Origin of the sequence: Micromonospora lutea (assembly GCF_016863535.1) — a bacterium.
GTDB classification, from domain to species: Bacteria; Actinomycetota; Actinomycetes; order Mycobacteriales; family Micromonosporaceae; genus Micromonospora; species Micromonospora lutea.
Genome location: NZ_BOPB01000033.1, coordinates 36,023 through 61,886 on the forward strand (window position 1 = coordinate 36,023; position 25,864 = coordinate 61,886).

At 70.0% G+C, this 25,864-nt stretch carries 17 protein-coding genes; 9 read left to right on the forward strand and 8 right to left on the reverse strand.

What is annotated here, in order from left to right; genetic code table 11:
- Nucleotides 1–12 precede the first annotated feature (12 nt).
- From Vlu01_RS25230 to Vlu01_RS25255, 6 genes are all read right to left on the reverse strand, one after another.
- Complete coding sequence (locus tag Vlu01_RS25230; protein WP_204004085.1) at nt 13–4,341, reverse strand: non-ribosomal peptide synthetase; 4,329 nt, start codon at nt 4,339–4,341, stop codon at nt 13–15.
- Nucleotides 4,338–8,894: a non-ribosomal peptide synthetase gene (locus Vlu01_RS25235; RefSeq protein WP_204004088.1), complete on the reverse strand. Its 4,557-nt coding sequence runs from the start codon at nt 8,892–8,894 to the stop codon at nt 4,338–4,340. The genes Vlu01_RS25230 and Vlu01_RS25235 overlap by 4 nt, the downstream gene beginning before the upstream one ends.
- A gap of 224 nt (nt 8,895–9,118) precedes the next feature.
- Nucleotides 9,119–9,982: an alpha/beta hydrolase gene (locus Vlu01_RS25240; protein ID WP_204004091.1), complete on the reverse strand. Its 864-nt coding sequence runs from the start codon at nt 9,980–9,982 to the stop codon at nt 9,119–9,121.
- Nucleotides 9,983–10,067: 85 nt separating this feature from the next.
- The gene (locus tag Vlu01_RS25245; RefSeq protein WP_204004093.1) at nt 10,068–11,675 is read right to left on the reverse strand and encodes a tryptophan halogenase family protein; all 1,608 of its coding nucleotides are present in this window, start codon (nt 11,673–11,675) and stop codon (nt 10,068–10,070) included.
- Between the two features lie 56 nt (nt 11,676–11,731).
- A complete protein-coding gene (locus Vlu01_RS25250; RefSeq protein ID WP_204004096.1) occupies nt 11,732–12,460 on the reverse strand; it encodes a tryptophan 2,3-dioxygenase family protein in 729 nt (242 codons plus the stop codon).
- 41 nt (nt 12,461–12,501) lie between these two features.
- Entirely contained in the window at nt 12,502–14,127 is a 1,626-nt protein-coding gene (locus tag Vlu01_RS25255; RefSeq protein ID WP_204004099.1) for a (2,3-dihydroxybenzoyl)adenylate synthase, read from the reverse strand.
- A 123-nt stretch (nt 14,128–14,250) separates the two neighbouring features.
- On the opposite strand from Vlu01_RS25255, the gene Vlu01_RS25260 reads away from it, so the two are divergent.
- The 5 genes from Vlu01_RS25260 to Vlu01_RS25280 all read left to right on the forward strand — a co-directional run bounded on the left by Vlu01_RS25260 (nt 14,251) and on the right by Vlu01_RS25280 (nt 18,283).
- Entirely contained in the window at nt 14,251–15,018 is a 768-nt protein-coding gene (locus Vlu01_RS25260; protein ID WP_204004101.1) for a thioesterase II family protein, read from the forward strand.
- A complete protein-coding gene (locus Vlu01_RS25265) occupies nt 15,015–15,761 on the forward strand; it encodes an SDR family NAD(P)-dependent oxidoreductase (RefSeq protein ID WP_204004102.1) in 747 nt (248 codons plus the stop codon). The genes Vlu01_RS25260 and Vlu01_RS25265 overlap by 4 nt, the downstream gene beginning before the upstream one ends.
- Before the next feature lie 50 nt (nt 15,762–15,811).
- Nucleotides 15,812–17,068, forward strand: a complete 1,257-nt coding sequence (locus tag Vlu01_RS25270) for a pyridoxal phosphate-dependent aminotransferase (RefSeq protein ID WP_239096112.1) — start codon at nt 15,812–15,814, stop codon at nt 17,066–17,068.
- Between the two features lie 62 nt (nt 17,069–17,130).
- Nucleotides 17,131–17,730 carry a flavin reductase family protein gene (locus tag Vlu01_RS25275; RefSeq protein ID WP_239096113.1) on the forward strand — a complete coding sequence of 200 codons (600 nt, stop codon included), beginning with the start codon at nt 17,131–17,133 and terminating at the stop codon, nt 17,728–17,730.
- Between the two features lie 19 nt (nt 17,731–17,749).
- The gene (locus Vlu01_RS25280) at nt 17,750–18,283 is read left to right on the forward strand and encodes a winged helix-turn-helix transcriptional regulator (RefSeq protein WP_204004104.1); all 534 of its coding nucleotides are present in this window, start codon (nt 17,750–17,752) and stop codon (nt 18,281–18,283) included.
- Between the two features lie 6 nt (nt 18,284–18,289).
- Here Vlu01_RS25280 and Vlu01_RS25285 read toward each other — a convergent pair whose 3' ends face one another.
- Together Vlu01_RS25285 and Vlu01_RS25290 are read right to left on the reverse strand one after the other, a co-directional pair.
- Nucleotides 18,290–20,257 carry a multicopper oxidase family protein gene (locus tag Vlu01_RS25285; RefSeq protein WP_204004105.1) on the reverse strand — a complete coding sequence of 656 codons (1,968 nt, stop codon included), beginning with the start codon at nt 20,255–20,257 and terminating at the stop codon, nt 18,290–18,292.
- Complete coding sequence (locus Vlu01_RS25290; protein WP_204004106.1) at nt 20,254–20,673, reverse strand: DUF6220 domain-containing protein; 420 nt, start codon at nt 20,671–20,673, stop codon at nt 20,254–20,256. The genes Vlu01_RS25285 and Vlu01_RS25290 overlap by 4 nt, the downstream gene beginning before the upstream one ends.
- Nucleotides 20,674–20,826: 153 nt before the next feature.
- Between Vlu01_RS25290 and Vlu01_RS25295 the strand changes: the two genes are divergently transcribed.
- The 4 genes from Vlu01_RS25295 to Vlu01_RS25310 all read left to right on the forward strand — a co-directional run bounded on the left by Vlu01_RS25295 (nt 20,827) and on the right by Vlu01_RS25310 (nt 25,730).
- Entirely contained in the window at nt 20,827–22,062 is a 1,236-nt protein-coding gene (locus Vlu01_RS25295; RefSeq protein WP_239096114.1) for a sensor histidine kinase, read from the forward strand.
- A complete protein-coding gene (locus Vlu01_RS25300) occupies nt 22,059–22,739 on the forward strand; it encodes a response regulator (protein WP_204004107.1) in 681 nt (226 codons plus the stop codon). Before Vlu01_RS25295 ends, Vlu01_RS25300 begins: the two co-directional genes overlap by 4 nt.
- A gap of 76 nt (nt 22,740–22,815) precedes the next feature.
- Complete coding sequence (locus Vlu01_RS25305) at nt 22,816–24,027, forward strand: cytochrome P450 (RefSeq protein ID WP_204004110.1); 1,212 nt, start codon at nt 22,816–22,818, stop codon at nt 24,025–24,027.
- Between the two features lie 125 nt (nt 24,028–24,152).
- Entirely contained in the window at nt 24,153–25,730 is a 1,578-nt protein-coding gene (locus Vlu01_RS25310) for a flavin-containing monooxygenase (protein ID WP_204004113.1), read from the forward strand.
- Nucleotides 25,731–25,864 lie beyond the last annotated feature (134 nt).

The window sequence follows — 25,864 nt, forward strand, 5'->3', positions numbered from 1 at the left end:
ACTCTGGGCCGCTCATCGGTTCGCCGCCGTCATCGCCGCGATCATTGTCGCCACGTGGGGCGGTTGCAGACAGCTGAAGTGGTCACCGGGGACGTCGATGACCGTCAGCTCACCGAGACAGACCTCCGGCCAGAAGCGGGCCGCCTCGGCGACGGACCCGGGCAGCAGGCCCCGGTCCGACGTGGGCCGAACGAGGGTGATGTCGCCGGCGTACGGCTCGGGTTCATGCCGGGCCACCGCCTGGAGGGTCCGTACGAAGACGGCGTGCGCGGCGGCGACCCGCGTGGGCCCGTCCCACGCCGGCTCTCCGTCGGCGACCGCCTGATGCACCTGCGCGTGCCGGTCGACGCCGGCGCGCTGCCCGAGGGCGCGGAACGGTTCGGCGACCCCGGTCAGCCGCTCGTCACCGGTCAGTCGCCCGAGCGCGCCCGCCGACACCACCCCCGGCGAGTCGGCCAGCACGGTCGTGATCGCGTGGTCCACGGCTGCCTCGTCGGTGGGCCATCCGAGCGTCGCCGGGTCGATGCCGGCAGCTCGGACGAAGGCATGGTCCAGCAGGAGTTCGTCGTCCACCCGGTACGGGACACGTTGTCCGGACACGACCGTCAGCCGTGCCGTCGTACCGGCCTCGCTCAGGGCCCGGGCCAACTCCAGGGCGACCGAGGCACCGAGGCCGTAGCCGATCAGCTCGACGTCGTCGAACCCGGCGTCCCGGATCTCGCCCGCGTAGCGCAGGGCCAGCCCATCGATCAGGGTGGCCGGGTCGTCCGCACCGGTCACGCTGCCCTCGGGCACGGTGAGCCCGAAGACCGGCCCGTCCGCAGCGAGCCCGACGGTCAGGGCCCGCAGCGCGGTGAGGGTACCCGTGCCGTCGTGCACGAGCAGCCGCACCGGCCCCTGGGCGGGACCACCGAGCGGGACCAGCGGTGACCGCTGAGCCGTTTCGGCCGCCACCGGAGCCGGCGTCGGGTCCGATGCCAACCGTCCCGCCAGCCCCGCGACGGTCGGCTCGTCGAGCAGGGCCCGCAGCAGTACGTCGAACGGAAAGCGAGCGGCTTCGGGCAGTTGTTCGCGCAGTTGCCCGACGAACCGTGCGGCCAGCAGCGAGTTGCCGCCCGCGTCGAAGAATCCCAGCTCCCGGCTGGGCGGCCGGCCACCGAGCACCTCGTTCCACAGGTGGGCGATGCGCTGCTCGACACCCGGCCGTGGCGGTTCGGTCCGCCCGTCGGGCACGGCGGTCGGGGCGGGCGCCGACTCCAGCAGCCGTTTGCGGTCGACCTTTCCGTTCGCGGTCAGCGGCAACGCCTCGACGACGCGTACCCGCGCGGGAACCATGTACGCGGGCAGCCGGTCGGCCACCCACGCGACGACCTCGGCGGAATCGACGGCGCCGGGTGGCCGCTGCGGCACCACGAAGGCGACCAGTGCGCGTTCGAGCGTGTCGTCGCCCGCCGCCAGGACCACACAGCTGCTGACGGCGGGATGCTCGCCGATCGTCGCCTCGATCTCGCCGAGCTCGATCCGGTGGCCACGGATCTTGACCTGCTGGTCGGCCCGGCCGAGAAACTCGATCTCGCCGTCGGGGAGATATCGACCCAGGTCACCCGTGCGGTACAGCCGCTCCCCCGTTTCCGGGTGACGGATGAACCGCTCGGCGGTGCGTACCGGGTCGTTGAGATATCCGTCGGCCAGCCCGACGCCCGCGATGAACAGTTCACCGGGGACCAGGTCGGGCCGGTCGCGCAGCGCGGAGTCGAGCACGTGAAACCGTTGGTTCGCCAGCGGCAGTCCGTACGGGATGCTGCGCCAGTGCGATTCGAGTGTCCGGATGCGGTGGTAGTTCGACCAGATCGCCGCCTCCGTCGCCCCACCGAGGCTGACCAGTTCGGCGTCGGGCACATGGCGGGCGGCATGACCGGGCAGCGACAGCGGGATCCAGTCTCCGGACAGCAGCGCCAGTCGCAGGCTGGACAGGTCGGCCGGCTCCACGTCCAGGTAGTGCATCAGCATCTGCAACTGCGCGGGAACCGAGTTCCACAGCGTGACGCCGTGGGCGGCAACCATCGCCGCCCAGTGCGAGGGGTCACCTCGACGCGCCGGGTCGGGCAACACCAGTGCCGCACCCCGGGCCGGCGGCCCGAACAGGTCGTAGACGGACAGGTCGAAGCTCAACGCGGCGAGGCCGAGCACCCGGTCGGAACCGGTCACGGCGAAGCGCTCGTTGATGTCGTGCACGGTGTTGGCGGCGGCCCGGTGGCTGATCATCACGCCCTTGGGCGTTCCGGTGGAACCCGAGGTGTGCATGACGTAGGCGAGTGCGGTCTGCTCCGGGCCGGGGTTGTCGGGGATCTCCGCCAACGGCACCGGCCGCGCCTCCGTCACGTCGACGACGGCGACCTCGGCGGGCAGCGTACCGGCCGACGTGCCGGCGACCACCGCGAACCGGGCACCGCTGTCGATCAGGATGCGGTCCCGGCGAACGGCCGGCTGGCCGAGGTCGACGGGCACGTACCCGCCGCCGGCGAGGAGCACCCCGAGCACCCCCACGACCTGCTCTCGCGACTTGTCGATCAGGACGCCGACGAGGTCGCCCGGCCGGCACCCCTCGGCGCGCAGTCGCTCGGCGACCCCGGCGGCGCGGGCCAGCCAGTCCCCGTACGTCATCGACCCGGCGGCGTCGACGACGGCCGTCCGGTCCGGGTTCTCGCGGGCGTAGGCGACCAACGGTTCGTGCAACAGGCAGTCCGGCACCGGCGCGTCGGTCGCATTCGCGGCGACCCGGCGTTCTCGCTGCGCCTGCGGCAGCGGCTGCGGGTCGACCGCCGCCCACGCCGCGTCCGCCACGGCCAACCGGTGCAACAGCTGCACGAACGCGTCGAACATCTCGTCCACGAGGCGGTCGGGAAAGACCCCCTCACGGATGTCCCAGTTCATGTCCAGACCGCCGAACTGGTCGCCCACCTGACAGTCGATCCACACCTGCGGCGTCTGGCTGATCCCGTACACCGGCCTCGGTTTGCGGCCGGCCACCGACGGCTCGCCGCCGCCGACGCCGATGGCGCCGGTGAACACCACCGGCAGCACCGCCGCGGCGTCGCGTCCGCGACGCCGGGCAAGTTCGCGTAGCACCTCCACACCGCTGAACAGCCGGTGGTCGAGGTCGTCGAACACCCGCTCACCGAGGGCGCGAGCCCGGTCGGCGAAGCTCGTCCGCTCCGAACGCTCCACGGCGAGCACGCTCAGCGAGGTGAAATCGCCGAGCAGGTTGTCAACGTGCGGATGCAGCGGCATCCGGTTGAGCACCGGCAGCCCCACACAGAACCGGTCGTTGCCGCTCCAGCGACCGATCGTCTCCGTGTACGCGGCCAGCACGGCGTTGGCGGGGGTGACGCCGTGCTCGGCGGCACGGGCCTTCAGCGACCGCCACACCTGGTCGTCCACCGTGGCGGCCAGGCGGCGGAACCGCGCTGATGCGGAGACCGGATCCTGGTCGTCGCGCAGCGGGAGGGCCGGGGCACCGGGCAGCTGGTCGATCCGCTCCAACCAGTACGACCGGTCCCGGCCGTACCGGTCGGTGTCCCGCAACCGGCGCTCGGCCAGCACGTAGTCCCGGAAGGTCGCCTCCACCGGGGGCAGGACGCAGTCCGGTTGCCGGTAACGGCTGTCGAGTTCGACGAGCACCCGTTGCAGGCTGAGCCAGTCCAACGCCATGAAGTCGACGGAAACGTGCAGCACGCTACGGTCGGCGGCCAGGGTGAGGCGCAGCTCGTACATCGGCCGCTCACCGGTGGGATGCACCCGGTGGGACAACTCGTCGCGCGCCCTGGCGATCGTTTCCCCCACGGCGTCGCCGGGTGCCCCGCGCAGGTCGGCCACCGTGATACCGGTACGCGGTGGCGCGGGCAACACGCGTTGGGAGCCGTCCTCCTGGATGACGGTTCGCAGGGCGTCGTGTCGGCGTACCAGACCGTCCCACGCCTGCCGCATCCGATCCGGATCGAGGTCCGCCGGGTACTCGAACTCCTGGTAGAGGTGACAGGAGACCGCGCCGTAGGCGAAGGCCGGGTTGCGTCCGAACAGGTAGGCCGACTGGATGTCGGTCAGCGGAAAGGCCTCGTCCCGCGCCTCCGGGTGGTCCCGCCACACCGGGGCGAACCCCTGATCGGCGGTGCCGCTGGTGTCGGACATGGTGGCCAGCAGTTCGGCCTTGCTGCCGCGCAGCCGGGCGAGGAGTTCGTCGGTCATGCTGCCGCGGGGAGCCCGGAACCGTAGCTGCTGGCCCTCCCGCCAGACCTGGATACCGGCGCTGGCGAACTCGTCGAGCAGGTCGCTGGCGTTCACACCGCACCCTCTTCGAAGTCCTCGGCAGTGTCCCAGCCGGCGGGCCGCGTCCCGCCGGTCGCGTCCCGCAGTTCGTCGATGAGCACGCTCAGTCCGGCGACCGTCGCCGCGCGCATGACGTCGCGCATGGGCAGGTCGACCCCCCACACCCCACGTACCTCGGCGACGAACCGGGTGGCGAGCAGGCTGTCGCCGCCGAGCCGGAAGAAGTTCTCGTCGCGACCCACCCCGTCCAGGCCGAGCAGCTTCGCCCAGCGCTCGGCGACGAAGACCTCGGTGCCACCGCGCGGTGGGGCACCGACGTCGCGTGGTCGATCGACCGCCTGTTCGAGGACCGCCTGGATACGTCGCCGGTCGACCTTGCCGTTGGCGCTGAGCGGCAGCGCGGGCAGCACGGCGATCTGGGCCGGCACCATGTGCTCGGGCAACCGGTCCTCGGCCCACCGGCGCACCCGGTCCGGGTCGACCCCGCCCGCCGTCGCGGGGCGGTCGGCGGTCAGCAGGATCTCGCCGGTGGCCTCGGTACGCAGCAGCCGCACGTCGGTCAGCCCCGCCGCGAGCAACGCCTGCGTCCAGCGGTCGGGGCCATGGAGCCAGCCGACCCGACCGTCCGCGTCGAGCCGACCCGCACGTGCTTCCAGCGGCAGCGCGCTCACCAGCGCCAGTGGTGTCGGGTGGGCGCGTTCGAGCAGGTACAGCCGGCCGCCGGGGGCGAGCAGCAGTCCCATGGTGGCCGCCGCCGTCTCCGGGTCGGGCATCCGGTGCAGGACGTTGTTCGCCACAACGGCGTCGAAGGCGTGGGTGTGCGGTGCGGCGATGGCGTCGGGGCTTTGCACCGCTACCCGGACGCGGTGCCCGTGCTCACGCAGCAGCGTCTCGGCCTTGGCCAACGTCGGCCGCGCGGCCCCGAGCAGCGTGTACTCGACCGCTGCCCCGGGCAGTGCCGCCAACAGCCGGGTGGCACCTCGGCCGCTGTCGGTCTGCCACTCGGCCACCGTCCGGGGTGATGCGCCGCCATGTTCCTGCAGGTCGTGCGCGATGGCGGCAAGACACTCGGCGGTGGCGGGCATCAGGTCGTTGAGCGCCTCCGGTGCCAGCACCGGATCGTCCAGCAACGCGGTGGCGTCGGCGTCACCGGACAGGATGGCCGTGTAGAGCGGCGCGGCCCATTCCAGGGTGGCCGAGACCGGCGCCAGGCGAGTGTCGAGAGTGCTCTCCCGAACCCGCTTGACCCACGTGGCGTCCGTGACCTCGGCCCACCTCGGTCCGGGCGCGTATCCGTCGGACGCACGGGACACCACGTCGCGGTGCGCCAGATAGTCGAACCAGACGTCCAGGACCGGCCGTTGCCCGGCGCTGACGGTGAACGGTGTGCTTCCGGGTTCGATCAGCGGCGCGACGACCTCGGTCAACAGCACCTCGACCAGTTGGTGTTCGAGCAGGAGCGGGTCGTCCTCGTTCGCCGCGCTGGTCAGCGGCGGCAGGAATTCCTCGCCCGGCCGGCCGGCGGTGCGCTCGACGACCGGGAGATCAGCGTCCGACGTCGACGAACGCTCGACCACGGCGGCGACCACCTCGCGTCGACCGTCGGTGACGACGACGGCGACGGCCTGGGCCACCTCGGGGTACGCGGTCAGGCAGGATTCGATCTCGCCCAGTTCGACCCGGAAGCCGTTGATCTTCACCTGCTGATCGAGGCGCCCCAGGAACTCCAGGTTGCCGTCGGGCCAGTAACGACCCAGGTCGCCGGTGCGGTACCAGCGCTCGCCGTCCACCACCGGGAAGCGGAGCGCGCTCAACTCGGTGTCGCCCCGGTAGCCCAGCGCCACCCCGGCGCCGCCGATCCACAACTCGCCCGGCACCCAGTCGGGGCAGTCCCGGCCGCGGCTGTCCACTACGCGGAACTTCTGGTTCCGCAGCGGCGTGCCGTACGGGATCGACCGCCAGTCGGCGGGCACCTCGACGACCTCGAAGGAGTTCGACCAGATCGCCGCCTCGGTAGCGCCGCCGAGCGAGATGAACCGGCAGCGTCCGTCGGTCGCACCGGCCAGCCTGCCGGGCAGGTCGAGCCCGATCCAGTCGCCGGAGAGCAGGGCGAGGCGCATCGTGGCGGGAAGAGCGGCGTCGTCCGCCGCGGTGAGCAGCATGTCCAGCAGGGCGGGAACCGTGTTCCAGATGGTCACCCCGTGCCGGCGGCACAGCGTCAGCCACTCGGCGGCGTCGCGCCGGCCGGACTCGGGTACCAGCACCGCGGCGCCACCCACCGCGAGCAGACCGAAGATGTCCCACACCGAAAGGTCGAAGTCCAGCGCGGACACCGCCAGGACGCGGTCCGTGGGACCGACCTCGAACCGCTCGTTGATGTCCTCGACGGTGTTGACCGCCGCACGATGGGTGAGTTCGACACCCTTGGGCAGGCCGGTGGAGCCCGACGTGAAGATCACGTACGCGGCGTCGTCGGGATCGACGGGGACCGGCGCGGCCAGCGGCTCGGCCTGCTCGGCGGCGTCGATGGTGAGAACCTCGGCGCTCAACCCGGTCGGGTCCACCAGCCCGCTGCCGTCGAGGACGACCTGGACACCGCTGAGTTCGAGGATGCGGGCGCGTCGCTCGGCGGGCTGGTCCACACCGACCGGGACGTACGCGGCGCCGGCGGCGAGTACGCCGAGCACCGCCACGATCTGCGGTACGCCCTTGGGCGCCAGCACCGCCACGTACGATCCACGGCCCACACCGCGCCCGGCCAACGCCCCGGCGACGCGCAGGGCACGTGCGGCCAACTCGTCGTGGTGCAGCGCCTCCTGCTCGCCCCACAGCAGCGCGGCCTGCCCGGCCCGCTCGCCAGCCTGGGCGAAGAACCGCGTGTGCAGCAGGTTGTCGGTCATCGACCGGGTCGTCGAATTGACCACTGCCCTCGTCCGTCGGGTTGCCACGGGCAGGTCGATCTCCGGCACCGAGCTCGTCCACGCACCGGCCATCAGGCTGCGGACCAGCGACTCGTACGCGGCCAGCATCGCGTCCAGCATGCCGTCGGGAAAGAGCGCCTCGACGGCGTCCCACACCAGGCGTACGGTGCCGTCGCTGGTGCGGTAGATCTGGTGGTCGAGCCAGATCTGCGGGGTCTGGGAGATCATCCACGTCGGCTCACCGAACTGCGCGGCGAACTCCTCCGGGATCAGCGGAGCGGACAGGTCCACGGAGAACACCACGGGGGCCGTACGGGGTGATTCCGGGTCAGCGCGGGTGAACTCGCGCAGCACGTCAACGCCGGTGTAGGCGGCGTGCCCGATGTCCTCGTGCATCTGCTTCTGCAGCGTGCGTGCGTGGTCGGCGAAGCTGTCGCCGGAGAGGTCGACCTCGAGCAGCACCAGACCGGAGAAGTCGCCCACCAGCCGGGGCATCTCGGGATGCACGTCGAGGTCACGGTCGAACAGCGGGAGGCTGAGCAGGAAGTGCTCGTCTCCGCTCCAGCGGCTCAGGACCGTCGCGTAGGCGGTGGCCAGCACCGCTGCCGGCGTCAGTCCCGCCTCGCCGGCCCGACGCTCCAGCTCCCGCCACTCCGGCACGGTGAGGTCGAAGAAGCGACGGGCGAAGCGTTGCACGGTGACCGCTTCCGGGTCGACCGCGAGCGGCAGTTTCGGACCGCCGGGCAGCGTCGGCAGCCGCCGCTGCCAGTACGGGCGGGCCCGGTCCCGCTCTGCGGCCCGGGTGTCGGCCTGTTCGGTGAGGTAGCGGCCGAAGGAGTAAGCGACCTCGCCGAGGGCCTCCGGGTCGTCGTACAGGACGACCAGGTCGGAGAGCATCACCCGGAAGCTGGCCAGGTCCACGGCCAGCAGGTCGATGTTGAAGTGCAGCCGGTCCACCCCGCCGGGCAGCCGGGTGAGCAGCACGTCGACCACCTCGCCGCGGCCGACCTCCAGGATGCGGTGCGAGAGCCGGTCACGCAGCTCCAGCGCCGCCGCAGCGGCCTCGTCGGCGGGGCGGTCACGCAGATCGTGCACGGTCAGCCCGGGCCACGGGGACTCCGGCAGAACCTGCTGGGTCGCGTCCTCGTCGAAGCGCGCCCGCAGCATCGGATGGCGTGCCAGCAACGCCCGGACAGCCCGTTCGAGTCGCTGGGCGTCCACGCCGGTCGACTCGAACTCAAGATAGTTGTGGCAGCCGACGCCGCCGAGCGCGTGGTTGCCCGAACGACCGAACAGATACGCCTGCTGCACCGGGGTCAGCGGGAAGGCCCCGTCCGGGTCGCGCCGTTCGTCGTCGGGGACCGGCCGCTCGGGTGCCGTCGGTTCGGGCGCAGCCACCGGGACGCCGACCAGCCCGGCCCACGCCGACAGCCGGGGGTCGGTGGCCAACTCGGTGAACGTGACCTCGGCGCCTGCGTTGTTGAGCCGGCTGGTCAGGCGCATCAGATGCAGCGACTGCAGGCCGAGTTCGAACAGGTTGCTGTCATCGTCCGCTGTGGTCAACTCCATGCCGAGCAGTTCGGACACGGCAGCGCGCAGGGCGTCCCGATCCGTCCCGGCGCCGCAGTCGGTGTTCTCCGATAACATTCTCAAGCTCCCTTGCGCGCTATCGACTCCGCTGCGGGATTGTTTGGTTCGAAATACGTCGACTGGCGGGACGCGAGATTGATGTCAGGCATTTGGCGACATCAGCGCCGACACCTGGCCCCGACCCTAACAGCAGCCCGCAGCACCGAGCAATCCATTGTCGCCCGATGGGTGGCTGTGAATATTGTGGACGATGTCATGAGAATTACACATCGGTGGTCGGGCTACCGGTCGACCCCGAGCAGTTCGGTAAGGGAATCACCCAACATTGTTCCCGGAAGGCCGAGATCGAAAGCCAGATCGAAGTGGTTCCGGGACGGCACGACGAGGTCCGTCACCCGGCCGCCGCCGGCCCGCACGGCATCGACGAACTCCGCCTGTTGCCTGCCGAACTCGTCGGTTTCGTTCTCACCCCGCGCGACGACCAGCGGTGGCAGCAGCGACGGCAGCCGGCGCATCGGGCTGTAGTCACGCGCCGTCTCCGGGTCCAGCCCGAGCGCCTGGTTGACGTACGTCCGGCGGACCGGCTCCAGATCGTAGACGCCGCTGAGCAGGACCGCGCCCGCCACCGCCCGATCGGGACGGTCCCCGTGCCGCTGCCAACCGGCCGGGTCGAGCAGCGACATGACGGCCAGGTGCGCGCCCGCGGAACAACCGCTCAGGTAGATCGATCCGGGGCGCGCCGGGAGCTGCCCGGCGTTGCGACAGATCCACCGAACTCCGTCGGCGACCATGCCGACGATCTCCGGTAGTCGGTACGCGGGCGCCAGGCCGTAACCCAACGCCGCGACGGAGATCCCGCGCGGCACCAGATCCAACGCCATGAAGGACGATTCGAGTCGGCTCAACTCCTGCCAGTAACCACCGTGAATGAACACCAGCAACGGGCCACCCGCGTCGGCTGCCGGGAAATAGTCGAGCAATTGCTCGGGGCGTGATCCGTAGCGTATGCCGGAATACACATCCAGCCGGTCGCGCGCCATTGCGCTACGTTCGGCGTACTCGCGTAGAAAGACGTTGATGTCCGCGACGCACGAACTCGGCGAGTACTGAACATCCAGGGAACGTTGGTCGTACGTCAGATACACGTCAATTCGCTCCGGTACCGAAACGGTCGCTGCTGATCGCTGCTCCGTCTCCCGCACGTGCGGGAGACGGAGCGTACGAACACGGTCAAAGGTTGGCGCGCATGGCGGCGAAGTACTCGTTCTGGGTGGGCAGTTCCTGCACCAGCTTCTCGGCCTTGACCCGGATACGCTCGAACTCCGCCAGGGCCGCGCGCTCGTCGGCCAACTCGACCGCGGGTGAGTGCCGGAGCTCGATTCCGCCCGTGCCCAGCAGGATGCAGTTGTACGAGTAGGGCGGCAGGCCGTGGTAGTACGGGTAGATCGACTCGGTGTCCGGCACCTTGTGCTGCCAGATCTCGAGGCGCTCCTCGAGCGAGTCGGGGATCACCCGGGTCTTGGTGTCCTTCCAGTACTGGTTGTCGACCCGCTTCGCACCCCGGTAGTGCAGGCAGAGGAACTCGCGGACGCCGTCCATGACGTGTGCGACGGAGCGGTTGTACTGCTCACGAAGCAGGTCGTCGCCACGCCCGGCCGGAAAGTACTTGACCATCTGTTCGATGGCGTGGTGGATGAAGAAGATGCCGGTCGACTCCAGCGGCTCCACGAAGCCGCTGGCCAGGCCGACCCCGACGCAGTTCTTCACCCACGACCGCCGGCTGCGACCGATACGCATCCGGATGTGGTTCGCGGGCACGTCGGCCGCCTCCGGGCCGACGAACTCGCGCAGCGTCCGCTCGGCCTCTTCCGGGGTGGCGTAGTCGCTGGCGTAGACGTAGCCGGTGCCGATGCGGCTGATCAGTGGGATCGTCCAGATCCAGCCGGCGTCCTGCGCGGTCGCGGTGGTGCACGGCCGAAGCGGCTTGCGGTCCATGTCCAGCGGCACCTGGAGGGCGACCGCGCTGTCGTTGGGCAGGTTCTCCTGGTAGGACACGAACGGCTCGCCGAGCGCCTTGTTCAGCAGCAGCGCCCGGAAGCCGGTGCAGTCGACGAACAGGTCGGCGGCGATGTCGCCGTGCTCGGCGGTCCGCACGTGCGAGATGAACCCGTGCTCGTCGAGGGCCACGTCGACGACGTTGTCGACGACGTGCTTGACGCCCCGCTGGGTGGAGTACTTGGTGAGAAACTTCGCCAGCAGGTGCGCCTCGAAGTGGTACGCGTAGGGGATCTGCGCGCCCTGATACTCCGCCATGGTCGACCGGGCTGAGGTGTCGTCGGTGGACTGCTCGACGAATCCCTGGTCGACCAGGCTCCCGTTCAGGTACCGGGGTGAGCGCTCGGCGTCGCAGAGCGACGCCATGACGAAGCAGTCCTTGTCGAACCGCGACGTCGTCGGGTAGCGCAGCCACCAGTCGCTGAGGGGGAACCCGTCGACCGACGCCATCTGCTCGAACGGGTGGTAGAAGTGGTGGCCCGGCTCGCGCCAGTTCTCGAACCGGACGGCCAGCTTGTAGGTGGCGTTACAGGCCGGCATCCAGTCGGATTCTTTCAGTCGCAAGAACTCGAAGAAGTGCCGGATGTCGCTGAAGGTAGCCTCACCGACCCCGATCGTGCCGACGGTGGCCGACTCGACGACGGTCACGTCGATCCGGTCACCGAAGGCTGCCGCCAGGTACGACGCGGTCATCCAGCCGGCCGTACCGCCACCGACGATGGCGACTCGCTGTTTCCTGCCCGGGTCGCGCGTGTTCTTGGCAGCGGCACCACTGACAGTCATTGCGGTTCCTCCTTGTACCCGATAACCCGGGACTCGACGAAAGGGTGTGCATCGGCTCAGTTCTGGGCGACCCCGCGGCTGATCGCGGGCGCCAGGACCTCCGGGAACAACGTCCGCTCGGTGGACCGCCACAGGTAGGCGGCGCCGGCTGAGCCGGCCGTACCGCGGGCCGCGCCGAGAAACTGCTCGGCCAGTTGGGCATGCCGGGCACGCCATGACCGGACCGCGTCGTCGAAGGCCACCAGCGCGGCGCGTACCCGCTCGACCGCCCTCAGGTCGCCGTCGACCCGCATTCGGTCGCGGTACTCCACGAAGGCGCACGACAGCGACTGCTCCTCGGACCGGGCGACGAGCCGCGCCCGCTCCCCCGAGGTGAACCCTGGTATGTTGAGGAAGCGCGGGTCCCGAGCCCCGCAGAGGAACTCGATCTCCCGGTACTGTGCGGACTGGAAGCCGCTCGACGAGCCGAGGGTCGCCCGGATCTCGTCGAACGACTCTGGTGCCAGCGTGCTCAGGACGTCGAAGTGTGCGCTGAGCACGCGCATCGCCGACGGTAGTCGCTCGATGTGGTCAGCGGCGACGTCCGCCCGGTCGCGGGTCAACGCGTCCCGTGCGGACTCGATGTGCCGCAGGATGACCGCGAACCACAGCTCACATGCCTGGTGGGCGGCGAAGAAGAGGGTGCGGTCCGGCTCGTCGCGTACGCAGGCGATGTCGAGCAGCTCGTCCAGTCTCAGGATCTCCCCGTACGCGCGTTCGCGCTGGGTCTCCGTCGCATCGGTCATCGGTGTGAAGGCCCTCCTCCGCAAGGTGCCGGGACGGTGGCTCAGCGGTGCTGAAGCTCACGCCGCCCCGCGCGCAGGGCACTTTTGTCGATCTTCCCGACGGGAGTACGCGGCAGGTCCGGCACGACGACCAACTCGTCGGGCAGCTTGTACGGCGCCAACCCACGGTCGCGGATGTGCTCCCGGATGGTGCGCAGCGACAACGGCTTCGCCGCCGCGTCCGCTTCGGCGGTCAGCACCACGAACACGCAGATCCGCTCGTCGATGGCGTCGTCGGGGATACCGACGACGGCGGCGTCCCGGACCAGCGGATAGGTCAACACGTGCCCCTCCACCTCCTCGGCGGAGACCTTCTCCCCGAAGTGGTGGATGATGTCCTTGAGCCTGCCCTCGATGACGATGCGCCCGTCCTCGGTCAGCTTGGCCAGGTCACCACTGCGATAGAACCCGTCGGTGGTGAACGCCCGACGGTTGTGCTCCGGCGCGGCGAAATAGCCCCGGATGGTGTACGGGCCGCGGGTGAGCAACTCACCGGTCACCCCGGCCGGAAGCTCACGATCCTCGGAGTCGACGATCTTGACCTCGTCGTCCGGACAGATGGGTGTGCCCTCGGTGGTGTAGACCACCTCCAGCGGATCGTCGAGACGGGTGTGGGTGATCAGCCCCTCGCCGATGCCGTACACGTTCATGATCCGGCACCCCAGGCCCGAACTGACGCGCTGAACCGCGGCGGGGCCGAACTTCGAGCTGCCCACCTGAAGGGTCATGGCGCTCATGTCGACCGGCATGCTCTGCGCCGCCTCGGTCCACAGCAGCGCGAGCGCGGGTACCAGAGCGGTGTGGGTGACGCCCTCCCGACCGATCAACGGGAACACATGGTCCGGGCTGGGGTTGGCCGCCAGGACGGCCTTTCCGCCGACGAGCAGCGCACCGAGTACGCCGGGGCAGCCGAGCGCGGCGTTGTGCGGTACGGGATTGGCCGCGAGGTAGACGCTGTCCGCGCCGAATCCGGTCACCTCAGCGCACCTGAAGATGTTGTAGGCGTAGTCGTCGTGGGTGCGGGGGATCAACTTCGGCACACCGGTGGTGCCGCCGGAGAGCAGCAGCAGGGCGATCTCGGCTGCGTCGACCGGTGGCAGTTGCCGCGGCTCCGACCTGGCCAGTTCGGCCAGCGGGGTGAACTCGGCGCTGTCGCCGACGATCACGACGTGCCGCACGCCCGGCACGTCGGCGCGGATCTCGCGGGCCAGCGCGCGGTGGTCGAATCCCTGGAAGCGGTCCGGACCGACGTAGGCCACCGCATCCGAGGCGCGGGCCAGGTGGGTGATCTCGTCGCGACGATGACCGGGCAGGGCGAGCACCGGTATCGCGCCGATGCTGAACACCGCCAACAGGACCGACAGGAATTCGTTCACGTTGGGCAGGTGCAGGACCAGCCGGTCGCGGCTGCCAATGCCGAGATCGAGCAGACCTGCGGCGATACGGTCGGCCTCCTCCGCCAGCTCGGCGTAGGTGACGCGGCGAGTGGCGTCCACCGCAGCGATCTTGTCCGGATGGCGGCGGACGCTGTCGTCGAACAGCTGCCGAAGGGAGAAACCTCGCCAGTAACCCGCACGTCGATAGCGGTCGGCGACGTCGGGCGGCCAGGGCACGAACCCGTCCAGCATCTGTCTGTCCTCCTTCGGTACGGCGATAACAGATTCCGGTAGCAGGCCAGAGGCCGCGTCGCACCCGACAGAGCCTTGACAGATTGTCTGGACGAGCGGGCGGACTCGGTGACGCTCGATGTCGTGAGCCGAACACGGAGATCCGATCGGGGTTGGGTACGCACGCTCACCAGCGTCGAGGACCCCACCGCGCGACTGGTCTGCTTCCCGCACTCCGGGGGCACTGCGGCGGCCTACCGCCCCTGGTCCTCGGCGGTGCCGGCCGGCGTGGCGCTGCACGCGGTGCAGTACCCGGGCCACGCCGACCGCCTGGCCGAGGAGCCGGCCGCCAGCATCGCCGAGATGGCGACCCAGGTGGCTGCGGAGCTGCTCCGGATGCCGCCCGCCCGGTGCGCGCTGATCGGACACAGCCTGGGCGCGCTGGTCGCCTACGAGACGGCCCGAGCGTTGCGGGACAACGGCAGCTCCGTGCACCACCTGTTCGTCTCGGGTGCGGCCGGGCCGTGGCTGGCCGGTGGCGGCACCACTCACCAACTCGGCGACGAGGAGCTCTGGTCGTCGGTCACGAAGCTCGGCGGGATCGAACCGGAGATCGCCGACCAGCCCGAACTGCGCGACCTGCTGCTACCCGTGCTGCGATCGGACATCACCCTGCACGAGACCTACCGGCCCGCACCGGACACCGCCCCGCTGGACTGCCCGGTCCGGGGCTACTACAACACCGAGGACCCGCTGGTCGACGCCAACCAGGTGGCCACCTGGGCGGCGGTCAACGACGGCGAGTTCAGCATGCGTGCTCTGCCGGGCGGCCACTTCCGGCTGCTGTCCCACCCGGACGAGCTGCTCGCCGACGTCATGGCGACCCTGACCGACAGCGGGGTGCGGCGGTGACCCTCGACGGCAGATCGGTCGTCGTCACCGGCGCCGCCACCGGTATCGGCCTGGGCATCACCGAGTGTCTGGTGAAGTCGGGTGCCAACGTGACCGTCGTCGGCCGCCGGGAGCAGCCCCTACGGGCCCTCGCGGACCGCTATCCCTTCGCCGTGGCGGTGGTGGCGGCGGACGTCTGCGCACCCGGCACCGCCGACCGGATCGTCACGGCGGCCACGGAAACCTTCGGCGGCCTCGACGCGGTGGTCAACAACGCCGGCCTGGCCCGGTTCGGTCCGATCGACACACTCGACCCGGGACATCTCGACGAGATGTTCGCGGTGAACGTCCGCGCGCCCGCCGACCTGATCCGGTGCGCGCTGCCGCTGTTGCGGGCCAGCAGGGGCAGCGTGGTCAACGTCTCCTCGGTCGGCGGCGTCCTGTCGATGCCGGGGCGTGCCTACTACGGCGCGACCAAGGCGGCCCTCAACAGCCTCACCCGTTCCCTGGCCCGCGAGCTCGCACCAGACGTACGCGTCAACGCCATTCTTCCCGGGCCGGTGGACACACCGATGTGGACCGACGCCGGTCTGGACGACGCCGGCATCGAGCGGCTGCGAACCAACCTGACCGCGGCGACCCCGATGGGACGTTTCGGTGACCCGGCGGAGATCGGCCAATGGGTCTGCACGCTGCTCGACCCGGCGGTGTCGGGTTGGGTCACCGGCGCCCTGATTCCCGTCGACGGCGGCCGTACGGCATGAGACCCGCCCAGCCAGGTACCAACCCTTCACGGAACAGAGGTGGTCAGAGCGTGAGCCCCCAGATCTCGTCCGCTGCCAGCTTCATCCCCTCATCGTGCCTGCACACCATCTTCCGTGCCGCGCAGGACATCGAGCGGCGCACCGGCACCGAGGTGGTGAAGCTGCACGTCGGCGACCCGTACTTCCACCCCGCGGAGAACGTCGCCGACGCGTTCGTGGCCGCGGTGCGCCGCGGCGACACCAAGTACACCGGCCCGGAGGGCCTGCCCGAGCTACGCGAGGCAGCGGTGGAGAAGTTGCGTACGGACAACGGTGTGGACACCGTCGTCGACCGGGTACTCGTCACGCCGGGCTCGTGTGAAGGGCTTGCCGCCCTGCTGCAGACCCTCACCGGCCCCGGGGCCGAGATTCTCCTGCCGGAACTGCACTGGCCGGTCCATCTGCAGCAGAGCCTGCTCGCCGGGCTCCGACCGGTGTTCTACCCGCTCGGGCCCGGCTTCCGACCCGACGTCGAGCAGATCGCAGCCGCCGCCGGCCCGCGAACCAGGGTGTTGCTGATCAATTCGCCCGCCAACCCCACCGGTGTCGTGCTGAACCCCGACGAGATCACGGCCCTGCTCGACCTGGCCCGCGACCGGGGCTGGCACGTGGTCAGCGACGAGGCGTACGAGCACTTCTGCTACGAACGTGACCACCTCTCCGTCGCGTCCCTCGAACGCGACGTTCCGGTCGACGAGCGCATCGTGCACAGCGTCTTCAGCTTCTCCAAGAGCTTCGCGATGACCGGCTACCGGCTCGGGTACGTCGTGTTGGCGAACGACCGCGCGGCCGACGTCATGCGGGTGGTCCAGGAGGCGAACATCATCGGCACCTCCACACCCGTCCAGCACGCCGGGGTGGCCGCGCTGGCCAGCCGGTCCGACGCCGCCGCCACGAACCGCAAGTTGGTGCAGCGTAACCGGGACGTGGCCCTGCCGCCGCTGCTCAAGGCCGGGCTGCTGAGTGAGCTGCCCGCCGGGGGCTGGTACGCGATGCTGGACGTGGCCAGGACCGGGCTGGACGCCGAGACGTTCGCGCTGCGGCTGCTGGAGCGCAAGGGCGTCGCGGTGGTCGCCGGCAACGGGTTCGCCATGCGTCCCCAGCTAGACGACCAGGGTCACATCCGCGCCCACGACTACGCGCCCTGGGCGCGGCATCTGGTCCGGGTCGCGTTCTGCGTGGATCCCGGCTCGTTGGAGACCGGTGTGCGCAAGATCCTGGAGTTCGTCGACGAGTGCGGCGACGGGACTCACCGGTCGGCCGGATGAGCCGAGGACCTGCCGTCGGGCCGATGCCCGTCAGGCAGGTACGGCGATCCGGAAGGTTTCCTATGCGTTCGAGCGAGGAGGTGGGCAACACCATGCCGGAGCCCGTCACAGGCACCGTGGCGCCGCCACTGGTCGACCCGGCGCAGTTCCGTTCCCTCATGGCCTCCCATCCCGCCGGGGTCGCCATCGTGACGACCACGGCGTTGAACGGCGTGCCATGGGGGATGACCTGTTCGTCGGTGTGCAGCGTCGCGCTGAAACCGCCGACACTGCTGGTTTGCCTGCGCGCCGCGAGTCCGACCCTGGCGGCGTTGCTCGCCGTCTCCACCTTCGCGGTCAATCTGCTGCGCGACCAGGGCGAGCGGGCCGCGCAGTTGTTCGCCTCCGGCGCGCCGGACCGGTTCGAGCAGATCGACTGGGCTCCGGATCCGGACTCCGGCATGCCGCACCTGATCGACGACGCCCACACCGCCGCGGACTGTCGCGTCAGCAACGCCCTGCCCGTCGGGGACCACGTCGTGGTCTTCGGCACCGTGTTGCGGGTACGCACCCACGCGGTCGCCCCGGTCAGCCCGCTGTTGTACGGCATGCGGCGGTACTGGTCGCTGGCCGGCACCCCGGCACCCGAGGCTGCCGGGTCGGACCCGGACGGCCGACGGTGAACGAGTCCCTGGAGTGGAAATGAGCAGTGTCAGCACCGGCGTCCAGCAGGGCGCACCTCGTTCGTCCGGCCCAAAGGCCCGGATTCCCGACTGCCCGCTGGGGCGCACGGTGGAGGTCGTGGGAGCCTGGTGGACGTTGGAGATCCTGCACGAGATCTTCAACGGCCATACCCGGTTCGCGGCCATCCAGCACAACCTTGAGACGCCCACCGAGCTGCTGCGGGAGCGTCTCGGCGACCTCCGGAGCAGGGGTCTCATCGAGCAGGCGGCCGATGCCACGGACCCCGAGGGCCGGGAGTACCGACTGACGCCCCTCGGTAGGACACTTCGTCCGCTGCTGCTGGTCATCGCGGCGTGGGGTAACCATCGGCTCGCTCCGGAGGAGCGGAGCGTCGTCCTGGTCGACACCGAGACCGGCACCGAGGTGGACCCGATCGTGGTGGACCGGCGGACAGGCCGGCGGATCGACACTGAGAACGTGGTGTTCGCCTGTGGCCCGAAGGCCAGCGAGATGGTCGCGGCTCGGTACCCGAAGATCATGCTGGCCACCTGAGTGGCGTCAGGAAGGGTGGCGGTGTCCCGCCGCGTGCCCGCCGTGGAACGGCGTGCTGACGCCGTCGTACCGCAGTCGCAGCATCATGCCCTGATCGGCGTGTGGCAGGTTGTGGCAGTGGTTCATCCAGATGCCCCGGTTGTTCGCCTGGAACATCACCTCCCACACTTCGCCGGGGCGGACGTCGAACGTGTCCATCCAGAGCGGGCTACCCGAGGACGGTTGCCCGTTTCGGGACAGGATCAGCACCGGATGGCCGTGCAGGTGCCAGGGATGGGTCTCCAGGCTGCGGTTGACCACGGTGAACCGGACGATGTCTCCGTCGGAGACGATCTGGTCGGGGATCGACGGGTGGCCCCGCCCGTTGACGGTCTGCGCGAACGCGGGTCGTCCGTCGACCATGGCCACCCCACGGTCGAGCACCAGGGTGAAGTGCCGGTCCGCGGTCGCGGTGCGCAAGGGTACGGGAGCCGAGGTCCCGTAGGTGAACAGGTCCAGTTCCGGCCAGTCGGCGGTGTCCTGCGCGCCGGCCCCACCGTCGGGGGCGTCGGGGCTGGGTCGTAGCCACACGGCGGCCACGCCGTCGACGAACAGCGCCACGGGGGTCTCCGGCATGACGAACACCAGATCGCGGCGCCCACCCGCCGCGACCCGCAGCGCGGTCCGGCTGGTCTCGCCGGGCCCCTGCAGGTCGCGGCCGTCGACGGCCACCACCCGGAACGGGGTGCCGGCCAACGCAAAGCGACGCGGGTCGGAGTCGGTGTTGACCAGGCGCAACCGGACCGTCGCACCCGCCGCCGCGACGTGCTCGACGCCCGCGACCGCCGCACCGCCGCTGAACGTGTGCACGGGGACGACCAGGTCGAGGTCCGCAGGGTCGGGATCCGTACGCGGTGTCACGACGAGCACTCCGTAGAGGCCGCGTCGCACGCCGATGTGGGACACGTGGTGGGTGTGATACCAGTAGGTCCCGACCTGGTCGGCGCGGAACCGGTAGCGGAAGGTCTTCCCTGACGCCACCACCGGCTGACTGAGGCCCGCCACTCCGTCCTCCCCGCAGGGCACGTCGTAGCCGTGCCAGTGCAGGGTCACGCCCTCGTCGATGTCGTGGTTGACCAGGCTCACCTCGATGAGGTCACCCTCGGTCGCAGTGAGCTGCGGGCCGGGCGCCACACCGTCGAACGTCCAGGCGTCGACGTCCTGCCCGGACGGCAGTCGCACGGCGGCCCTGCGGGCGGTCAACTCGTAGGCGCGTCGGACGCCCCCTGGCGCGGGAGTGTCCGGTCCGCGCAGGTCGGCCACGGAGAGCAGGGCACCGCGGGTGGGGCCCGGACCACCTCCGGCCGTGTGCGCCGGGCCGGACGACAGCACCGACAGGCCCGCTCCGGTGCCGGTCGCGCCGACCGCGACCACACCGCCGGCGACACCGAGGAAGCCCCGACGGGACAGGCCCGGCGGCCCGGCGTTCGGCTTCGCCTCCTCCGCCACGTCCGTGCCCGGTACGGCGACCGACCGCGCGGTCAGCAGGACGGCCGCCACCACCAGACCAACCGTGATCAGCGCCGCCGGCAGGGTCAACGGATACCCGACGAGGTAGGTGAGCACGAACCCGGCCAACGCGGCGTACCCGGCGGCGAACAGCGCGATGACGCCCGCCCTGTCCCGACCGGCCGGCCGGGGTGCGCCAGTGGCCCGTGTGAGCAGTATCGGTCCGGCGACCACCGCGGCGACCACCGCGGCCACCGCGAGCAGCGGCATCCCGAGCAGCACCTTCTCCTGGACGAACCACCAGCCCCGCCCGGCCAGCAGCGCCACCGACACGCCCTTGGCCAGGGTGAGCGTCAGCGCCGCGACGAACAGCACCCGGGCGGCTCGGGCGTACCTGCGCATCGCAGTCACACCGGCGGCGAGCCACGCGGCAGCGGCCAGCAGCGCCCAGGTGTGGTCCAGGACGGTCAGTGCCGCAGTGGTCATGACCGGGTCGCGTGGCTGAGCTCGGTCTGCTGCCAGGCGATCTGCCGTGCCTGACGCACGAGCCACAGGGTGGTACCGACGATGAGCAGTCCGTTGACGGCGTGCACGCCGAAGATGAGGTGACCCGTCTCGGAGCCCTCACCGAAGGACTTGGCGACTTCCCGGATCAGCGATTGGATGAGCACCAGCCCGGCCACCATGGCCATCCTGCCGGTGATCCGACCGGGCATGCGGGCAATCGCGGAGACCACCACGAGTACGACGGAGAACAGGAGCATCACGTACCCGAGGAAGCGGTGGGGGGAGAACGCCTCCTCGGTCGGCGCGGAGTCGAACGCACCGCTGGCGGCAAGATAGAACTGCACCACCTCGGCGAGCAGCAACAGTGACACCAGGCCCGCGAAGAGCTTCTTCATGGCACAGATCCTGGTATCGGGTCGCCGGTCGCGCATTGGACGAGGCGCGGCACCTGCTACGCCAATCCGCGTAGCGGAAACCGACCTGCGTACGTCGCAGGGCGTAGTCGGCCACGCACCGGAGAGTGCGGCGGTTGCCGTAGGATCTGCGGCATGGACCTGCGGGTGATGCCGGAACGACTGCGCACCTGGTTCGCTCGTCGGCCGGTCTGGTTCGCCGACGTCCTGTTGGCACTGTTCGTCACGGTGATCCAGGTCCAGAGTGTCAGCAAGTACGGCACCGTCCTGCCCGAGCCGATCGCCCGGCCCGCCTCGGACTTCGGGTACGCCGGCTACGGCCTCGTCGTGCTGAGCGGTCTGGCCATCGTCGTCCGACGCCGGTGGCCGGTCGCCGTGTTCGCGGTCACCGGAGCGGCCAGCCTGGTCTACTTCGGTCTCGGCTTCCCCGACCGGATGTCCTGCCTCGGTCTGTTCGTCGCCCTGTACACCCTCGCCGCCTACGGCGACGGACGCCGGTCGCTGCTGATCGCGGGCACCGGCACCACGGTGCTCGCCGTCGGCTGGTTGGTCGCCGGGGCGGACATCCAACCTGTGGAAGCCATGGGCTGGGTTCTCTTCCGGATCGGAGCGTCGGTCGTGAGCATCACGCTCGGCGAGTCCGTCCGATCGCGCAGGGTCATCGCGGCGGACGCGCAGCGGCGGGCAGAGATGGCCGAACGGTCCCGCGAGGAGGAGACCCGGGCGCGGGTCGACGCCGAACGGCTGCGAATCGCGCGCGAGGTCCACGACACCGTCGCGCACGCCATCGCCATCATCAACGTACAGGCCAGCGTGACGGCACACGTGCTCGACAAGCGGCCGGCTCAGGCACGCGACGCGTTGCGGGCCATCGAGCAGACCAGCTCGCGGGCGCTGCACGAGATGCGCGCGGTGCTCGGCGTGCTGCGCGAGGACGACGGACGTGAACCCAGTCCGGGTCTCGAACAGCTCCCCGCACTCGCCGACAAGGCCCGCGAGGCCGGCCTTGAGGTCAGCATCGAGCAGACACCGGCGGCGGCGCCGGTACCGAGCGCGGTGAACAGCGCGGCCTACCGCATCGTCCAGGAGTCGATCACCAACGTGATCCGCCATGTCGGGCCGACCCGGGTGGCGGTGACGATCGAGGCCGCGTCCGACGCGCTCCGTATCCGGGTGGCCGACGAGGGCACCCGAGATCCGGTGCTCGTCACGGTGGGTGCCGGAGGCCGCTCGTCGGGCGGCCGGGGCATCGTCGGCATGCGGGAACGCTGCCAACTGCTCGGTGGGGAACTGCACGCCACGGCACGTCCCGATGGTGGTTTCGAGGTCGTCGCCCGCCTGCCGCTCGCGCCGGTTGCGCCACGCCCGTGACCGACACGTCGATCAAGGTGCTCCTCGCCGACGACGAGCGGCTGGTCCGCTCCGGTTTCCGGCTGCTGCTCGACCTGGAGGACGACATCACCGTGGTCGGCGAGGCCACCAACGGTGCCGAGGCCGTCGAGCTGGCTCGCGCCACCCGACCCGACGTCGTCCTCATGGACATCCGCATGCCGCGCCTGGACGGGATCCGGGCCGCAGAGCAGATCGTCGAGATGCCGGGGATGGATCGGGTCCGGATTCTCATCCTCACCACCTACGACACCGACGAGAACGTGTTCGAGGCCCTCCAGGCAGGCGCCAGCGGTTTCCTGCTCAAGGATGCCGGCCCTGCCGAGCTGCTGCACGCCATCCGGGTCATCGCCGCCGGAGACGCGCTGCTCGCGCCACGGGTCACCCGCAGACTCATCAGCCAGTTCACGGCGCGGCGTAAGGCCGCGCAGGCGGGCGAGGACCGACTCGCGGTGCTGACCGACCGCGAGCGTGAGGTGCTGGCGCTGGTCGCGCAGGGGCTGAGCAACGACGAGATCGGCGCGGCGCTGTTCCTCAGCCCGGCCACCGCACGTACGCACGTCAGCCGCACGATGGGCAAACTCGGCGCACGCGACCGTGCGCAGCTGGTGGCGATCGCCTACCAGACCGGGCTCTGCCAGTGCACCGAGCAGCACTGAGCCTGTCCCGCACCCGTCAGGAAAGGAACAGGCAAGAGTCCACACGGGAGCGTCATGCGGCTGCCACCATCGGGCCATGAGCGACCCCGCCCTCGGTGTCAGGTCACTGGACCTGGTCAATCCCGCCACCTTCGTCGACAACGACGTGCACGTGTTCTGGCGGGACGTGCGGGCGGAGAGCCCGGTCTACTGGCATGAGGCCACGCAGAGCAATCCGGGGTTCTGGGTGGTTTCCCGGTACGCCGACGTCCAGACGCTCTACCACGACGCGTCGCTCAGTTCCGAACGCGGCAACGTGCTGGACGTGGTGCTGCGCGGAAACGACTCAGCAGGCGGAAGCATGCTCGCGGTCACCGACGGTCCGTCGCACCGAAAGCTGCGCAACCTGATGTTCAGCGCCTTCACCCCACGCGCGCTCGGCGAGGTGGTGACCAACGTGCAGCTCCGCTCCACCGAACTCGTGTCCTCGGTCGTCGGTGCGGGCGCGTTCGACTTCGCTGCCGAGGTCGCCGACCAGATTCCGATGAACACGATCTGTGACCTGCTGTCGGTACCGCTCAGCGATCGCAGGGACCTGCTCCAGTGGAACAAGATGGCCCTGTCGTCGGACCGGGCCGACAGCACCGACCTCGACGCGCTCAGCGCTCGTAACGAAATCCTGCTCTACTTCGTCGACCTGGCTGAGGACCGGCGGAGAAATCCGGGCGACGATGTGATCAGCATGCTCGCCGGCGCCGAGGTGGACGGGGTGCCACTGACCGTCGAGGAGATCGCGGTCAACTGCTACAGCCTGATCCTCGGTGGTGACGAGACGTCCCGGATCTCGGCGATCTGCGCTGTCCTGGCCCTGATCGAGAACCCCGACCAGTGGGAGGCCCTGCGGACCGGCGCGGTCGACGTCGATTCGGCGGTGGAGGAGGTGCTCCGCTGGGCCACCCCCGGGATGCACGTGGCGCGTACGGCGGTCGACGATTTCGAACTTCATGGGCACCAGGTCCGCGCCGGCGACATCGTCACGCTGTGGAACATCTCGGCGAACAACGACGAGTCGGTGTTCCCTGAACCGCGCCGGTTCACCCTGTCCCGGTCGCCCAACAAGCACCTCTCGTTCGGTCACGGACCGCACTACTGCCTCGGGGCGTTCCTCGGCCGCGCGGAGCTGCGGGCGCTGCTCACCACCTTGACCGCCCAGGTGACCCGGATGGATCTGTGCGGCAAGCCCCGCCCCATCTACTCGAACTTCGTCTGCGGCTACGACACGCTGCCCGTCCGCTTCGAGAGCGGCTGATTCACCGCGACGCCGGGCGGCGGCCCGGCCAACCGCAGCTTCTTGTGTTCGTCCCCGTCTGGGCGTGACCGCCACGGCCGGGTGATCCCTTCGCACCCGAGACCGCACTTTTCGAGAATGTCGAGGTGACCGTGAAAAAAGCCGTCTGTGTCATCGGCGCGGGCCCGTCGGGTCTGATCACGATGAAAGAGCTGCTGGACGAGGGCCACACCGTGACCTGCTTCGATCACAACGCCGACATCGGCGGTGTGTTCCGCGGGGGTGCCAACGCCGACGAGCCGGCTGCCTACGATTCGACGCTGCTCACCATCTCCAACTACATGATGGCGTTCTCCTGTTTCCCGCCGCCGGAGAAGCAGGAGCGACGGTTCTGGACGGCCACCGAGTACCGGCAGTACCTCCACGACTTCGCCGACGCCTTCGGTCTGTGGCCCCACCTGCGCCCCCGCACCGACGTACTGAGTATCGCGAGAAGTGACAGCGGCGACGGCTACGTGGTCGAGACCGCGCCCGCGGACGATCCCACCGCCCGGACCAGCCACCAGTTCGACGCCGTGGTGGTGTCCAGCGGCACCCACCGGGTGCCCAACAAGGTCACCCTGCCGGGACAGGAGAACTTCGCGGGGGTGGTCACCCATTCGGCCTTCTACCGCAACGCCGAACCGTTCCGCGGTAAGCGGGTTCTCTGCGTGGGCATCGGCGAGACCGCAGCCGACGTCGTCAACGAGATCGCCCAGGTGGCGGCGAGTTGCACGCTGTCGGTGCGTCGTTGGCAGTCGGTCGTGGCGCGGTTCCCGGGCAACCGGAAGCATCCGAACGACGCGTACACCTCTGAGATGCTGAACGCACTGCCGCTGGCGGCTGCCACCGCCGTCCACCGCATCGGCACCCGGCTGGGCAAGCGGTTCGCCAAGAACCCCGTGAGCCGAGCGATCGCGGAGTGGAACTCGAAGAACGACAGCTTCTTCAACCACTTCCTGACCAAGAACGAAGCATTCATCCATCGGATCGTCGACGGCAGCCTGACGGTCAACGCCTCCGGCATCGAGCGACTCGGCGAGGACTATGTCCTGTTCAAGGACGGCCGGCGGGAGACGATCGACACGATCGTCCTGAACACCGGTTACACCGAGGACTTCACCCTCCTCAAGGACGTGCACATCACCGACGTGCGCCAGATGTACAAGCACATGATCCACCCGGAGCTCGGCACCGGCGTGGTCCTCATCGGATGGGCGCGGCCCGCCGCGGGTGGCGTCCCGGCCTGCTCGGAGATGCAGGCCCGCTACTTCGCGCTGCTCTGCAGTGGCAAGCAGACCCTGCCGCCGCCGGACCGGCTCAACCAGCTGATCAAGCAGCAGGCGGTGTACGAGGACGAGTTCTTCACCGGCAACCCTGAGCTTCGTACGCTGGTCCACTACAACCGGTACATGATCGATTTCGCCAAGGTGATCGGGTGCTCGCCGTGGCGGCCGGAGGTGTTCCGCAAACCGCGGCTGGCCTACCACCTGTGGTTCGGCTCGCAGGTGCCGCTCGTCTTCCGCCTGCACGGGCCGCACAGCGACCGCGAGACCGCAGAGCGCCGGATCCTGGAACTGCCGGTCGCGTTCAACCCCGCAGAGATCATCATGGCCACCGCGCTCACCGGTGTCACCCGTGCGCTGGGCGCCGTGGGACTGGTGAAACGGGACGGGGTCTACTGACCGGATCCACGGCACGTCGGCACTGGCGTTCCGCGCCTGCGGCCTCGGCCGCGGGGCGCTTCACCGAGAGCCGCCCTGGACGTCGGCGGCGGGCGGCACGGGTGCTGTCCGTCACCGACGCCACGGGCAGCACC